Annotated in this window: 14 protein-coding genes; 6 read left to right on the top strand and 8 right to left on the bottom strand. The window is 45.3% G+C overall.

The window, feature by feature from the left end:
- Window positions 1–13: 13 nt before the first annotated feature.
- From RMO55_RS19435 to RMO55_RS19450, 4 genes are all read right to left on the bottom strand, one after another.
- On the bottom strand, window positions 14–1,738 hold the full coding sequence (locus RMO55_RS19435) for a UPF0182 family protein (protein WP_310429386.1): 1,725 nt from the start codon (window positions 1,736–1,738) through the stop codon (window positions 14–16).
- Window positions 1,739–1,992: 254 nt separating this feature from the next.
- A complete protein-coding gene (locus RMO55_RS19440) occupies window positions 1,993–2,631 on the bottom strand; it encodes a hypothetical protein (RefSeq protein ID WP_310429388.1) in 639 nt (212 codons plus the stop codon).
- 130 nt (window positions 2,632–2,761) lie between these two features.
- Window positions 2,762–3,577 carry a hypothetical protein gene (locus RMO55_RS19445; protein ID WP_310429390.1) on the bottom strand — a complete coding sequence of 272 codons (816 nt, stop codon included), beginning with the start codon at window positions 3,575–3,577 and terminating at the stop codon, window positions 2,762–2,764.
- Between the two features lie 100 nt (window positions 3,578–3,677).
- Window positions 3,678–4,682: a hypothetical protein gene (locus tag RMO55_RS19450; protein WP_310429392.1), complete on the bottom strand. Its 1,005-nt coding sequence runs from the start codon at window positions 4,680–4,682 to the stop codon at window positions 3,678–3,680.
- 754 nt (window positions 4,683–5,436) lie between these two features.
- Between RMO55_RS19450 and bchD the strand changes: the two genes are divergently transcribed.
- The 3 genes from bchD (at window position 5,437) to RMO55_RS19465 (ending at window position 8,795) form a co-directional block, all read left to right on the top strand.
- Window positions 5,437–7,479, top strand: coding sequence for a magnesium chelatase ATPase subunit D (gene bchD / locus RMO55_RS19455; RefSeq protein WP_310429394.1), 2,043 nt, complete (start codon window positions 5,437–5,439; stop codon window positions 7,477–7,479).
- A gap of 254 nt (window positions 7,480–7,733) precedes the next feature.
- Window positions 7,734–8,306, top strand: coding sequence for a hypothetical protein (locus RMO55_RS19460; RefSeq protein WP_310429396.1), 573 nt, complete (start codon window positions 7,734–7,736; stop codon window positions 8,304–8,306).
- 297 nt (window positions 8,307–8,603) lie between these two features.
- Window positions 8,604–8,795, top strand: a complete 192-nt coding sequence (locus RMO55_RS19465; protein ID WP_310429398.1) for a hypothetical protein — start codon at window positions 8,604–8,606, stop codon at window positions 8,793–8,795.
- Here RMO55_RS19465 and RMO55_RS19470 read toward each other — a convergent pair.
- The 4 genes from RMO55_RS19470 to radA all read right to left on the bottom strand — a co-directional run bounded on the left by RMO55_RS19470 (window position 8,792) and on the right by radA (window position 12,238).
- Complete coding sequence (locus tag RMO55_RS19470; RefSeq protein ID WP_310429400.1) at window positions 8,792–9,046, bottom strand: TIGR03643 family protein; 255 nt, start codon at window positions 9,044–9,046, stop codon at window positions 8,792–8,794. The two genes, RMO55_RS19465 and RMO55_RS19470, sit on opposite strands and share 4 nt — an antisense overlap.
- 10 nt (window positions 9,047–9,056) lie before the next feature.
- Window positions 9,057–9,770 (bottom strand): rhomboid family intramembrane serine protease, encoded by a 714-nt coding sequence (locus RMO55_RS19475; protein WP_310429402.1) that lies wholly within the window; start codon window positions 9,768–9,770, stop codon window positions 9,057–9,059.
- A gap of 102 nt (window positions 9,771–9,872) precedes the next feature.
- Window positions 9,873–10,481: a HupE/UreJ family protein gene (locus RMO55_RS19480; protein WP_310429404.1), complete on the bottom strand. Its 609-nt coding sequence runs from the start codon at window positions 10,479–10,481 to the stop codon at window positions 9,873–9,875.
- Between the two features lie 269 nt (window positions 10,482–10,750).
- Complete coding sequence (gene radA, locus RMO55_RS19485) at window positions 10,751–12,238, bottom strand: DNA repair protein RadA (RefSeq protein WP_310429406.1); 1,488 nt, start codon at window positions 12,236–12,238, stop codon at window positions 10,751–10,753.
- A gap of 281 nt (window positions 12,239–12,519) precedes the next feature.
- Between radA and rpaB the strand changes: the two genes are divergently transcribed.
- The 3 genes from rpaB to RMO55_RS19500 all read left to right on the top strand — a co-directional run.
- Window positions 12,520–13,248: a response regulator transcription factor RpaB gene (gene rpaB, locus RMO55_RS19490; protein ID WP_310429408.1), complete on the top strand. Its 729-nt coding sequence runs from the start codon at window positions 12,520–12,522 to the stop codon at window positions 13,246–13,248.
- A 144-nt stretch (window positions 13,249–13,392) separates the two neighbouring features.
- Window positions 13,393–14,052 (top strand): cofactor assembly of complex C subunit B, encoded by a 660-nt coding sequence (locus RMO55_RS19495; RefSeq protein ID WP_396134411.1) that lies wholly within the window; start codon window positions 13,393–13,395, stop codon window positions 14,050–14,052.
- Between the two features lie 116 nt (window positions 14,053–14,168).
- Window positions 14,169–14,488, top strand: a 320-nt coding sequence (locus tag RMO55_RS19500) for a hypothetical protein (RefSeq protein ID WP_310429412.1), incomplete at its 3' end; no start/stop codon positions are given.

Here is a 14,488-nt window from a genome sequence, read left to right on the forward strand (position 1 = left end):
TGGACGGATTCTATTATTCCTTCTCGCAATAAGTTAACGGTGATTGCTGCTGCTTTGGTACGTGCCATTGAGGAGGGGGGAGTTGGGAGGGGGGAGAGGGGTATTTGATTTGATTTGCGGCGGAGATTTTTACCCCACCCCAGCCCTCCCCTTTCAAAGGGGAGGGGGTAAGAGCATCCCTTTTATCAGGGGATGGAGCTAGCTCCCCCCCTTTATAAGGGGGGGTTGGGGGGGGTAAGGTTTTAGCTTCGCTGGCTAATGTGTATCGATCGATATCGGCATCGGGAAAGCGATAATAAAGACGAATCTGTTGGAGTTGACGATTGGTAGCGAGGAGGGGTTGCTCATCCCAAAGGCGAATATTCCGAATGATGCGATCGTTTTCTCGAATCTTTTGCTCGGTGAGATTTGCCTGGGGATTAAAAGTTGCGGCAGCAATATTATCTAGTCCGAAGGCTTGACGAGTCAAGGCGATCGTCCGGCGAATATAGGGTGATTCGCGGGCTAATTCATTCGGTTGGACTAATAATGCTTGAACGATCGCTGGTACGATCGAATGAGTAGCGATCGACATTACTAGATATAAGCCCAAAGCCAAACTTAGCGGACGATTGTTAATCTGGTGGGGAAAATAGATCGATCGCCAGATTAAATATGCCCCGATCGCGAATGCTAAAATACTTAACGCTTGATTAGCTGGTAACTGGACATGAATATCTGTATAACTAGCCCCATAAGATACGCCACGCGGGGAATACAGCAACTCATAACAACTCAGCCAATAGCTAAAACTCACGACTAACATCAAAACCCCACCCAATCCAGATAGATGGCGTTGTTGAGCGCGAGAAAATCCCAGAAACTTCCCTTGACTGAGACTATCGCCAGATAATAAATACGTCAAAATAACAGCGACGAATCCATACAAACACATTCCCACCAGCCAAAATTCTACCAGTTCCGCAACTGGTAAACCGAAGATATAGTTACTAATATCTCGATCGAACACCGGATCGCGATGCTGAAAATCAGTAGCCTGAAAATAAGGTAATACTCGCATCCATTGCCCCGAAACCACCCACGCGATCGAAATACTTAATATCGGCGCGATCGATCCTAGCAAAAAGCGGGGATAAATGAGCGTTGCGATCGACCAAATCCCTGCACCCATCGCCATCCAACCATGTCTGTGTAGCTGTTCCACCATCTGCCAGATTGCCTCTGGACTCAATAACACTGGTGCAGGTGGTGTAATATCGGGCAAATTGGGATCGATATTCCATTGACTCATCACTACCCGTAGATAGTGGATGAAAATTCCTCCAATTAGCAAGCTTAAACTGATCGTCATAGGCAGCAACCAGCGGAGATTTAAGACTGTCGAAATCTGCTGCGATTCTAAATCGATGCCACCGCGATTTATAGCTGGTTTTTGACCATTTATTTCAGTTATTCTCGTGCCGAGAGGCTTTGCCAACGGGTAAGGATATTTGAGGCGTTGGGCTAGTGCGAGATTACCCAGGAGATAAACTGCTGTCAGGATAAATATTCCCACCCCCAATAGCCCTTGGGTGCTCAAGCGCAGCAAATACATCGGCAAATAGCCAACTTCCTCAAACCACAGCATCTCGGCACCCAGACGCGCGATAAGTTTGATCGATAACCACAAGAGGATAAGACCGATCGATAATACTATTAGATAATTTCGTTTTGCCGATTTTGAGAGTGATAATTGCACGATAGCTCTAGTGAATTTCACCAACTTAAATCTATTAACCAATCGTTGGATAATATCGATCGCGTATTCGAGTGCAATATGCCCCAATATTATCCAATTGTTGTGCGTTCTTTTTTATCGGTGAATCAAAGTACTGAAGCTTTACGAACTGTCGGTTGTGACGAGTCGAACTCATTATAGAACAAAATAACTATAAAACATATCCCCGATTTCTTGAAGAAATCGGGGATATTCTATCATCACCTGCAAATAAATTAACCGCGACCACTAGGTGCGTTATTTTTAGTGGGAGGTACTTCAGGGGCGATCGGCGTAGTCAGCATGGGGCTTGCTTTACAAGGGCAGCCAACACCACCACCAGCAATCACCATAAACTGATTGAAGTCGCTACCTTTGCCGGAAATTCCGTCATTCCAGCCAATTTTGACACCTTGAGTGCCTAGAGCGGTAGCATCATTATTGAATTTGGCTAATTGTGAGCCACCATTTTTGTCGGGAACAGAGTAAACAGTAGTTGTGCCCTTACCTTTAACTGTTGATTCCAGATAAAGTGTATAGGGAGTCCCCGACTTGAAGGTAAATTCGGCGAAGGGTTTTCTAACCGATTTACCAGCAGTACCCGTGTAAATTTTACCTGGTTTATCTTGAGCGCGAGCTTCACTAATTAAGGGTGTTTTCTCATTAGTTGCCAGATTGAGCACTCCAAAGGTGGACTGAGCGGAGTTGTTGGAACTTAGAAATTGGAATTCAACAATTGTATCCCGATCGAATTGAACGGTTTTGTCATTGAACTGTTCGGCTGCGCTTGCAGACTGAACTAGAGTACCTAACGCTGCTGTTGCTATCGCGCCACAGCTAATGAGTAGGCTCCGAAATTTAGAAATTTGTGTCATGTCGATCGATCCTGACTTTTGATAGTCGATTATCAGCAAACTTGTCTAGTGTGTGAAAATTCAAGCAGGAGAGAGTGAATAAAACACTCCCTGCCTAAATTTTAGATCCTGTCTATAAATTCAATCCCGATTACCACAGTGGGCTGAACACCACAGTAGTTTCCGCTGGACTATTATTCTTCACGGATTCGAGAAACTCACGACCCTCAGCTTTTGCAGCCGCGAGTTCTGCTGCTGCTTCGGCTTCGGCTGCTCTTGCGGCGATCAATTCTGGGCGATCTGGAGCTTTAGTTCCCACGAGATCGGCATTAAGACAACCACAATCTTCTGGAGCACTCTTCGCGAGTGCATAACGCACGGGACTAGTATTCGATGCATTAGGTTGAGCTGCTTCGGCTTGAGCTAGTGCGGCTGCGGCTCGTTGATAATTACCTTCGGCAAGATTAATTCTCGCGCCGATATTGCCAGCCCGAGCGATCGTGCCAGAGCTAAATCCCCGCGAGCTGGTGCCCAGTCGAGAGTTGCCACCATTGGCCCCAGTAGCATTACTCCGGTTCCCGCCACTACCGATATTCTGTCCAGGAGCATTACCGACATTGATGCCGCTAGCATTACTCCGGTTTCCACCACTACCGATATTGAGACCAGTGCCATTACCGACATTGATACCGCTACCATTGCTCTTGTTACCACCACTGCCGATCGGTATACCAGTACCATTACCAACATTGATGCCAGTAGCATTACTGCGGTTACCACCACTACCGATACTCAGACCACCGCCACTCTTGACTTGAGCGATGAGGGTAGTACCCCGATCGATCCGCGTATTTTGGGGTCTGAATTGTTCGGTTGCAGTAGCAGACTGAACAAAACCACAAAATGATGTTGATGCGATCGCGCTACAGCCAACGATCGCTCTCTGATATTTAGATATGTTTAGCATTGACATCCAACCTTACTTAGTTGTTAATTATCGACAATCGATCTCGAAATCGTTGTAACCTATTATACACCCGTCATCGCTGGGCAAAAAACCAGCGATTTTAAAAGTTAAAGGCTACACTTGCACCAAGGATAAATCTAGCTCCATCCCCACCACCAGTAATATCGCGAACAGCAGGGGTGATTACTAAGGGGAAGTTATCGAACGGTGCGATCGATATCCCTGCACCCAAATCATCTCCCGTCCATTCCACGATCGCGCTCACTGGTCTAGCAACCCGTACACCAAGCGAACCAAAGACATTTAGTCCAGTTCGATCGAGACCACCATTAGGATCTGATGGCAAGAATACACCACTTCCCACTCCAGCAGTCACCGCCACACGGCTGAAGGCTTGATTGATATCCTCACGAGTACGGAAGATCTTGGTACCAACAGCATAGTAAGAATTGTTGGGGTAGTCAGAACCGGGACCATTTTGACCGCCACCAAACTGGATTTTGGCAAATTGGTTCCAACCAATTGCGACAGCAGTATCTTCACCCAATCTCCTGTGAACTTTGGCATTGAAGGCACCGCTACCAAATCCCGTACTAGTACCGAAGCTATTCAGGCTATATGATAACTCGACACCAACAGCATTGACTGCATCACCCAATCCAATCCCAATTCCGGCTTCACCATCAGATTTTTGGGTAAACCTAGTGCGGTTTTGATAGCTCAGTGAGAAAAAGACGAGATTATTATCAGCACCAAACCCAACTGGATTAAAGATCGAAAAGCTGGGAGAGGCTTTTGGCTGATAAGTGGTAAATTTATCCTCAACTGGTGCCCCTGGAGTATTTTTGATGTTATTTAGCTGCTCTTTTAAGTCCTTACTGTCCGAATTAGCAGGACTAGCAGGTGTTGGAGCTGGAGGGGGTGGGGGTGGAACTTGAGCTAGAATGCCTTTGAGCACCACTGGTGTGGTGGTGATTTGCAGATTAGCGGCATCAGCATTTACGGCATTGATGCGGGGTTTTACTTCGGAGCTAGCGTAAGAAGCTGTTGCCGTCGACAGCGACAGCATCCAACAACAACTAACGTAACACAGTAATTGCTTCATGATGGAAATTTTCCAAATATCTAAAGAGTAAAGGCGTAAATTTTATGTAACTAAAATTGAAAGCAGTGGTATGTGGAGCAGAAGTATCAGCTAAAATGCTTAGACAAATCTAACTTTAATATCCTCACTATATTTTTACAAATATTAGCATGACTTTAATTAAGATTGTTAGTCATATTACTTAATCCAGACCTATTCTGAGTATAGTTTTTATGTTTAGTATTGACAAGGATGAAGTCTATAATCGATCTAGATAGTCGTGAATTAGTCGGTCTGAATTCCGCAATATATATAGGAAATATTGGCTAGTTTGTATAGATTACAAGTCAATCTCTAGCAATGTCTGGTATAGATCTAAATATTTGATCGATCCAAAGACTAGAACTATTTGTTGATTGGTGAAGCTGTCTGATGATTTCAGTAAAAATACTTATAAGCGGTGTACTTAAAAATTTGCGAAATCGATCTTATCTCTCGATCGGAGATCGTTAGATATCTCCTATTGTACCCATGAGATTATCTAAAATATCTAATCGCGATCGATATCTATAAAATTGATACTATTGTTGCGAACCTTGTGACAAACATACTGCTGTAATTGTTCCCACTTGTCAGCTTTTCCACTTATCCTGTCCCTGTTGCTCGATCCATTTTCTCACCACCAATTTCAACCCAACGCACCGTCGGGATTACCGACTGCCTAGCTAATATGAGATAATCAGATCTCAGAGCCGAACGAAAAATTTACGAACCAATGCCCACAGAGACAACCTCCTCGAATATGACTGCGTTCCCCCTGACTGCGGTGGTAGGACAAGAAGCAATCAAATTAGCCTTATTATTGACTGCTGTCGATCCGACTTTGGGTGGGGTGGCGATCGCTGGCGGGCGCGGGACGGCTAAATCTGTGATGGCGCGGGCGATTCACTCGCTGTTACCACCGATCGAAATTGCGGTGGGTGGGGTAAGTAATTGCGATCCGAATACGCCCAATGAGTGGGATGACAGGTTATTGGAGTCACGCGCAGCCGATCCCATTGTGGAATTACAGACGATGGTGATTCCGGCTCCATTCATGCAGATTCCTTTGGGTGTGACTGAAGATCGGCTATTGGGTTCGGTGGATTTGGATAAATCGGTGCAGGAAGGCGCGGCGGTATTTCAGCCAGGGCTATTGGCTCAGGCTCATCGGGGCGTATTGTACATCGATGAAATCAATTTGCTCGACGACCAAATTTCTAATCTGTTGCTCAGTGTTTTAACAGATGGGCGCAATCAGATCGAACGAGAGGGGATTAGCTTTCAACATCCCTGCAAACCTTTACTGATTGCCACCTACAACCCCGAAGAAGGGGGACTGCGAGAACATTTGCTCGATCGAATCGCAATTTCTCTATCGGCTGATGGAGTGCTGGAAATCGACCAACGGGTGCAAGCTGTCGGACAGGCGATCGCTTATAGCTCATCACCCCAGGCTTTTCTCGCACAATACGACGAAGAAATCGATAACATTAAGACTCAAATCCTGCTGGCGCGGGAATGGTTGAAAGATGTTCAGATTAGTAGAGAGCAAATTACCTATCTAGTCACCGAAGCTCTACGCGGCGGGGTAATGGGACATCGCGCCGAATTATTTGCTGTCCGGGTAGCTAAAGCTGCGGCGGCTCTAGAAGGGCGGACAAATGTCAATGCTGACGATCTCCGCCGTGCGGTAGAATTAGTCATCGTCCCCCGCGCCACAGTCTTACAAACCCCGCCAGACGAAAATAATCCACCACCACCACCGCCACCACCACCGCAGCCTCAAGACGAATCCGAGCAGGAGCAAGACGAGCAGGAAGAGGAGGATAATCAGGACGAAGAGCAGGATAATGAAGACCAACCAGAAGAGCCGCCGAATATTCCTGAAGAATTTATCTTTGATATCGAAGGGGTAATTCTCGATGATTCCGTGATGTCTTTTGCTCAAACCGCCCAACAGAAACAGGGCAAATCGGGCAGCCGCAGCATGGTATTCTCCGAAGATAGGGGCAGGTACGTAAAACCGATTTTACCTAAGGGGAAAGTCCGTCGGATTGCCGTAGATGCAACATTGCGAGCGGCAGCACCATATCAGAAATCGCGCCGATTGCGTCAACCCGATCGCAAAGTAATCGTCGAACAGGGTGATATTCGCGGTAAGAAATTGGCACGTCGATCGGGTGCCCTGGTAATATTTGTGGTAGACGCGTCTGGCTCGATGGCTCTCAATCGGATGCAGTCAGCTAAGGGCGCGGTGATGCGACTCCTGACGGAAGCTTATCAAAATCGCGATCAGGTGGCGTTAATTCCGTTCAGGGGCGAACAAGCTGAGGTATTATTACCACCGACTCGATCGATCGCGATGGCAAAACGCCGACTAGAAAGACTCGCCTGTGGTGGTGGTTCGCCGTTAGCACATGGTTTGACTCAAGCTGTGCGGGTGGGTATAAATGCTCAAAGTACGGGTGATGTCGGACAGGTGGTAATTGTCGCGATTACCGATGGACGGGGAAATGTCCCGTTAGCACGTTCTTTAGGTGATACGATCGATCCCGATAATAAGCCAGATATTAAGCAGGAGTTATTAGATATTGCATCGCGGATTCGCGCGATTGGGATTAAATTATTGGTAATCGATACCGAGAATAAATTTATCTCGACTGGTTTTGCGAAGGAATTAGCCAAGCAAGCTAATGGTAAATATCATCATCTCCCTAAAGCAACCGAGCAAGCAATTGCAGCTACAGCTATGAGTGCGATCGGCGATATGAGATAGTTGAAAGTTGAAAGCGATTGTAGGGTGTGTTATCTCAGAGTATAGCGCACTAATTTTGAGGCTAATATTACTATCAGCAATAGTATTTTTTTAACCGCAGAGGCGCAGAGGAGGCAGAGACAAGAAAATACCAACAGATCGATTCTAATGAAATGTTAGAATTGGTGGGTAAAAAGTCAGGATTGATGCTCTATCGATGTTGATGATCTTGCCTACTCTACGAAATATATGTTTAACTCTTTTCAGTCATATTTATGGATAATGAAATCGTTAAGCTAATCATCAGCCCTTCTGCTACTCTTCTCGGCGTTATTATAGGATTCATGCTAAATTTTATGCGTGAATCCTACAAGGAAAATAGTACTAGGAGAGAAGAAAGGCAATCTGTTCGCACCTTAATTAGACTTGAAATTCAGCAAAACATTGATGAACTTCAGATTTTTTGGGATAGGCTTAAAAAGTTAGATAAAAATATCACCGATCCTAAACGGCAGATAAGTGCTAGCGTTATCAAGCTTTCTCAAAGCCCTATTCCATCCTGGAGTTACAAAGCTTGGGAGAGTCAGATGTCAAAACTACCTACTGTTTTTCAGTCTGAGGAAATAGTTCAGATTCAAAGTAATTATAAGAGATTGAACCAAATTTCAAACCTTCTAGATCTACTTCCAAACAGAAAAATAGCTATTGGCACTACCATAGCAACTACTTATCTCGTGGGCGAGGTAATGCCGATTTGGAATTATGACAACGAGTCAAGCTTCTGGAAAGATTTTGAAGATCTCGTCTTGTGTGCTCTTAATTCAGGAAACCCAATTGAAGAGGAGTAGGTATGTGTGCGATGGTAGATTGTGAAGCGATAGCCATCACATAAATCTTGTTGCAAAAACTAGATTCCTAGATAGAAATAAGCATGAATATTAGTTACTAAGGGGGAAATGTTTGTCGGAGTCACAGGGGGCTAAATTACCAGATTCATTTCTCACAAATATCTTTACACTTCAACGTATAGCAATCGTCAGGATGGTAAGGAAGTTTGTGTGGCTAGATCCCCGACTTCTTGGAGAAGTCGGGGATCTGATATGTCCTAACTGGCGTGGTGGTTGCTATAAGTGGAAGTATTAATTATGAACGATAAATTGAGAATTCCCGATGCGGAAACTAGAGCGAGATCGATCGCGAATCTGAGAGAAGCTGGTAGGCTTCTAGATTTGTGCACGTTAGATCTAGATGAAGTTATTGCTGCTCTAGACAAAGATTTAAGAGCGCAAAGCCGAGCCAGATTATTGCACAAATCTAAATCTACGCCCACAATTTAGCCTTTCTGATTTTGGGATTTAAAACGCCCAGCGATGAAGTCGCGACGAGTGGCGTGTTTAGTATTTCTCCCGGTGACTCGTTTACGCCACATCCGAAAACTTGAGGCTTTCATCTCTCGGCGCATTAAGGCGATGACTTGGGGTTCGGCTAAATCAAATTGCAATTCGATCGATTCAAATGTCGTTCGATCTTCCCATGCCATTTCTAATACTCGGTCGATCGTTTCTGAATCTAACTCAGGTAATTCCATAACTATAAAACTATGCCTCTGAATTCTGGGAAAACAATCCTAGAAGTGGGGCGAGTAAAGCTCCAAATACAAATCCGCCCGCATGTGCCCAATAAGCAACCCCACCACCTGCCATACCTACATTAGTTTTCGGTGCGAGGGTGGCAAAACTATATAGGGCTTGCTGAAAAAACCAGATTCCTAGATAGAAATAAGCAGGAATATTAGTTACTAATGGGAAAATGCCGATCGGAATCACTGTTTTGACACTGACATTGGGAAAGCGAATAATATAGGCTCCCATCACACCCGCGATCGCCCCACTAGCACCGAGCGATGGAATCTGTGAACCTTGACTGAAAAACCACTGTGTCAAACCAGCAAGTATGCCACAAGCTAGATAGAACAGTAAGAATTTAACATGTCCTAATTGGTCTTCGACATTATTACCAAAGATCCATAAGAACAACATATTTCCCGCGATGTGTGCAAACCCACCGTGGAGAAATTGGGAGGTAATAAACGTCAGTGCTTCAGGTGGTTCTACAGGTAAAATCGGTACGGGATTTCCGGCGATCGCACCTGTAAATTGAACTGGTACTACCGCCCATTGGTAAAAGAAATTTGTCAATCCTGTTTCTGAGAAGGTTAATTCGTAGATAAAGATTAGGACATTAAGTGCGATTAACCCATAGGTGACATAGGGTGTAATTCGCGTGGGATTGTCATCGTCGATCGGAAACATATTAAGAGTTGGGAGTTGGGTTGAAAGACCAAATATCTACAAATATTGCTGATTGAGATTGTTGGGTTTCACATTCGTTCAACCCAACCTACAGATTACTAATTAACGATCGATTAAAACATAAACCGCACCGAGTAAGACTGCACCACCACCGAGACGGAATAACAATTCTTGCAATTTGGGTTGAAAACGATCGATCCCTAATCCCATTCCAATTCCGGCTAAATGTAATGCAGCAGTTGAAATAATAAAACCGATGCCATAAGTTAATCCTGAAGCTGTCTCAGGCATTTCGGCTCCGTGAGCATAGCCGTGGAAAATAGCTAGGATACTAACGATACCAATGCTGACAGCCAGCGGTAAACGAGTGGCGAATAACAGCAATAAACCGAGGATAAAATCAGAAGCTAAAATACCTTGTTCTACTCCTGGTAAAGGTAGTCCAAAATACCCTAGGACGCTACTACCAGTCATTGCGACGACAAATGCACCTGGAACCATCCATAGAGCCTTCCCGCCCATCTGAGCTGCCCATAAGCCGACAGCAACCATCGCCAGAATGTGGTCTAAACCACCGATCGGGTGTTCCAATCCGTGCAAAAATCCAGTAGGATCGCCAACTCCTGTATGGGCACTAGCAACAGTCGGAATTAAGAGGGTAATCGCGATCGAGCCGACTAAATACTGCCAAAACTGATTCTTTTTCATCATCAATATCCCTGAACGATCGATAATTTAACACCAGCAATTCTCATTTTAAAATTCTCGCACTATTTTTGTGTGTTTCGTTCTGTGCGAGCATCTGTCTTGTCTTGATTCGCTCAATCTGGAGGGAACCTCCAGAGCGCGAATCGCTGACTGAAACACATGCGCCATATCCTCCGCGTGATTTCAGTCGCTCCCCTGGAGAATCTCTTGGCGATTAGTGACGACATAATGCGGATTTCAACGGTTTTATTTTTAAAAACCAACATCCAAAATTAATCGTCGTCATCGGAATCGCTGCTTTCACTCTCGGCTGGAAGTGCAGCGACGATCGCATCAATTACCCGCGCCACCTGAATAATCTCCATGCCCACATCAGGAAAAATTTGGTGTCCTTTGGGGACGATTGCTCGTTTAAAGCCTAATTTAGCCGCTTCTTTCAAGCGTAATTCTAATTGGGAAACTTGCCGAACCTGCCCGCCTAAGCCAACTTCACCGATCAGAATCGTAAAGGGCGCGATGACTCGATCTCGAAAACTGGCGACGATGGCGATCGCAATCCCTAGATCTACTGCGGGTTCTGAGACATTTAACCCGCCCGCAGAAGCGACATAAGCATCCAATTTCGACAGTGGAATTCCCACTCGTTTTTCCAATACTGCGAGAATTTGTGTCAACCGATTTTGATCGATTCCGGTACCTGCTCGCCTAGGCGATGGATAACTAGTCGGACTTACCAACGCTTGCAACTCGACTACAATCGGTCTAGTTCCCTCGCAAGCGACGACAATTGACGAGCCTGGAGCCATCCCCTGTCGATCGCCTAGGAACAGCTCAGACGGGTTGTCAACCTCTCTTAATCCACGATCGACCATTTCAAACACTCCCACTTCATGGGTGGCTCCGAAGCGATTTTTGGTCGATCTCAGCAGGCGATGGGATGCAAATCTGTCGCCTTCAAAATAAAGCACGGTATCGACTAAATGCTCTAAAACTTTCGGCCCCGCGATCGCCCCTTCTTTGGTAACATGTCCGACAATTAGCAGGGTAATATCTTCCCGTTTAGCGACTTTCATCAACGCCGCCGTACATTCCCGCACCTGCGCCACCGAACCCGCTGCGGATGTAAGGGCGGGAAAATAGACAGTTTGAATACTATCAATCACGGCTACATGAGGTCTTAATGATTCTAACTCCCGCAGAATTTCCTCTAGATCTGTCTCAGCTTGGACGTATAAATTCGCTCCATCGGCGATCGTTAATTGTTTTCCACCGTTAGTTTCGGCACTTTCTTCGCCCTCTATTTCTCCCTTGGTTCCTTCCACTCCCAAGCGGGAAGCCCTCAGCTTGACTTGCTTTCCCGATTCCTCTCCACAGACGTATAACACCCGATAGTGCTTAGACATCAAATTTGCAGTTTGGAGCAGCAGAGTAGATTTACCAATTCCTGGATCTCCGCCAATTAAAACCAGGGAACCAGGCACAATTCCACCACCCAAAACTCGATCGAGTTCGCCGAAACCGGAAGCCCAACGCTCTTCTTCACCATCAACAATTTGCGGGAAAGTCAGCGCAGCAAGAGGATGTGGAGCCTCATTCGATCGACCATTGGCACTTTTCGTACCAACACCTCTCGATGCAGATGGAGGTGCTTGTTCGATCAAGGAACCATAAGTGTTACAGATCGGGCATTTCCCATACCATTGCGGCGATGTCGATCCGCATTCATTACAAACATAGGTCGTGCGCGGCTGTTTTGCCATCTTAAATTAGGTGTTAGGTATTAGGTGTTAGGTGTTAGGGGGATTGCTGGAATAGAGACATAAACTCTATTCTCAGAACAATTTACCTGTGGAGGCAGGGATGGAAGGGGGACTAATAGTTAAAAAATGTTAATAGTGTTGAAGCGGCGAATGACGCAATTCCGATTTCTGAAGGGGTTTGACTGCACCAATTTATTTAGGATTAATGATAATCTTAATACTAGGATGTTAAAACTTAACGTTAAAAAAATTACCACTATACGATAGGAGCTTTGATAAGCTTGGAAAATCATAAGGAAACTATTCTAGTCGTTGATGATGAGGCTAGCATCCGTCGCATTTTGGAAACTCGCCTCTCGATGATTGGCTATGATGTAGTTACAGCGGCTGACGGGGAAGAAGCCCTAGAAATATTCAGAGAAACCTGTCCCGATCTGGTTGTACTCGATGTGATGATGCCAAAGCTAGACGGCTATGGTGTTTGTCAAGAGCTACGCAAGGAATCAGATGTGCCGATTATTATGCTGACGGCTTTGGGTGATGTTGCCGATCGCATCACTGGGTTAGAATTGGGTGCGGATGACTATGTAGTCAAACCTTTCTCTCCCAAGGAATTGGAAGCGCGGATTCGTTCGGTACTCCGACGGGTAGATAAAAATGGACTAAATGGAATTCCGAGTTCTGGGGTAATCCAGATTGCGACGATTAGGATCGATACTAATAAACGCCAAGTTTATAAGGGCGACGAACGAATTCGATTGACTGGGATGGAATTCAGTCTACTCGAACTATTGGTGAGTCGATCGGGTGAAGCTTTTTCTCGATCGGAAATTCTCCAAGAAGTTTGGGGCTATACTCCCGAACGTCATGTCGATACCAGAGTTGTGGATGTCCATATTTCTCGTCTCCGCGCCAAATTAGAAGAAGATCCCAGCAATCCAGAGTTAATTCTCACCGCCAGAGGTACGGGGTATCTATTTCAACGCATCATCGAACCTGACGAAATTTAGGCTTTAGACGTAGGGTGTGTTACTGCGGAGCATAACGCACCACTTATTTAGGCGGTACTAGCTTACTGCGTAGATCTCTACCCCACCCCAGCCCTCCCCTTTCCAAGGGGGGTTGGGGGGTAAATCAACCTCAAACGAAGTCTAGTGATGAAACAAGATCCTAACCGCATTCTGCGACTCGTGCCTCTAGGCGCGGGCGGAGTAGCGGGAACCCTATTAATGTTAAATCGGGTACTCACCCCAGAATTAACCGACTCACAGGCTCGATCGGATGCTGTGGGCGTGATTTTGACAGCGGTATTAGTATTGACAGGATTACTATGGCAACAAGTCCAACCCCGACAACCCGATAGCATTATTTTAGAAGGAGAACAAGGATTCGATCTGTCGCCAAATTTACCGGACTCACTGCAAACAGAACTAGCCTGGGCATCCCATTTATTACTCACGAATACGGTGACTCGATCGATCCTAATCTACTACCAGGGGCAAGTACTGCTCCGGCGGGGCATTTTAGCACCCAAAGCCGAAGTCACACCTGGAGCGATTCTCGATCGAGTTTTAACCAAACAAAAAGCTATTTATTTAGTAGACACCAAAGTCTACCCTGGCAGAATTGAATTTGATTATTTACCTGCCAATACCCAAGGGATCATCTGTCAGCCATTAGGTAGTCAAGGAGTAATGATTTTAGGTGCAAATGCTCCGCGCAGCTACACAAAACAAGACGAAGCTTGGATTGAAGGAATTGCCGATAAATTGGCAAATAGTTTGGATTTAGCTTTGCCGATGGACAAAAAATGAGTAATATTACCTTTTTTAATACCCAAAATCATAGATTTGGAAAATAATTTTAGCCTCAATAGTAATTTTGCTAATTATTAAGTGCATAATAAAATGAACATCCAGCTAATTTGATTATGGCTAAAACTAAAGTAGAATCTGCACCTAAAGCTAGTAAAAAGACTGTATCCGAGACAGCTCCCGCAGTGACGAAAGCAGATAAATCGGCAAAAGTAGCTGTAGAAATGGAAGATACAACTGAAGTCACTGCTGCGGCAACCCCGCTTACTGGTAAGGCTTTACTCCAAAAAGTTAAAGATTTATCTCATTTAGCCAAGCGGGAAACTGCCAAGCAATGTGGCTATGTGAAAACTTCTACTTCCGGTGGAATCCGTACCGATTTATCTGGCTTTTATGATGCCGTACTCGCTGCTAAGGGTGTCAAATTAGACGAAAC

This window comes from Chamaesiphon sp. VAR_48_metabat_135_sub, from assembly GCF_031418915.1.
GTDB lineage: Bacteria > Cyanobacteriota > Cyanobacteriia > Cyanobacteriales > Chamaesiphonaceae > Chamaesiphon.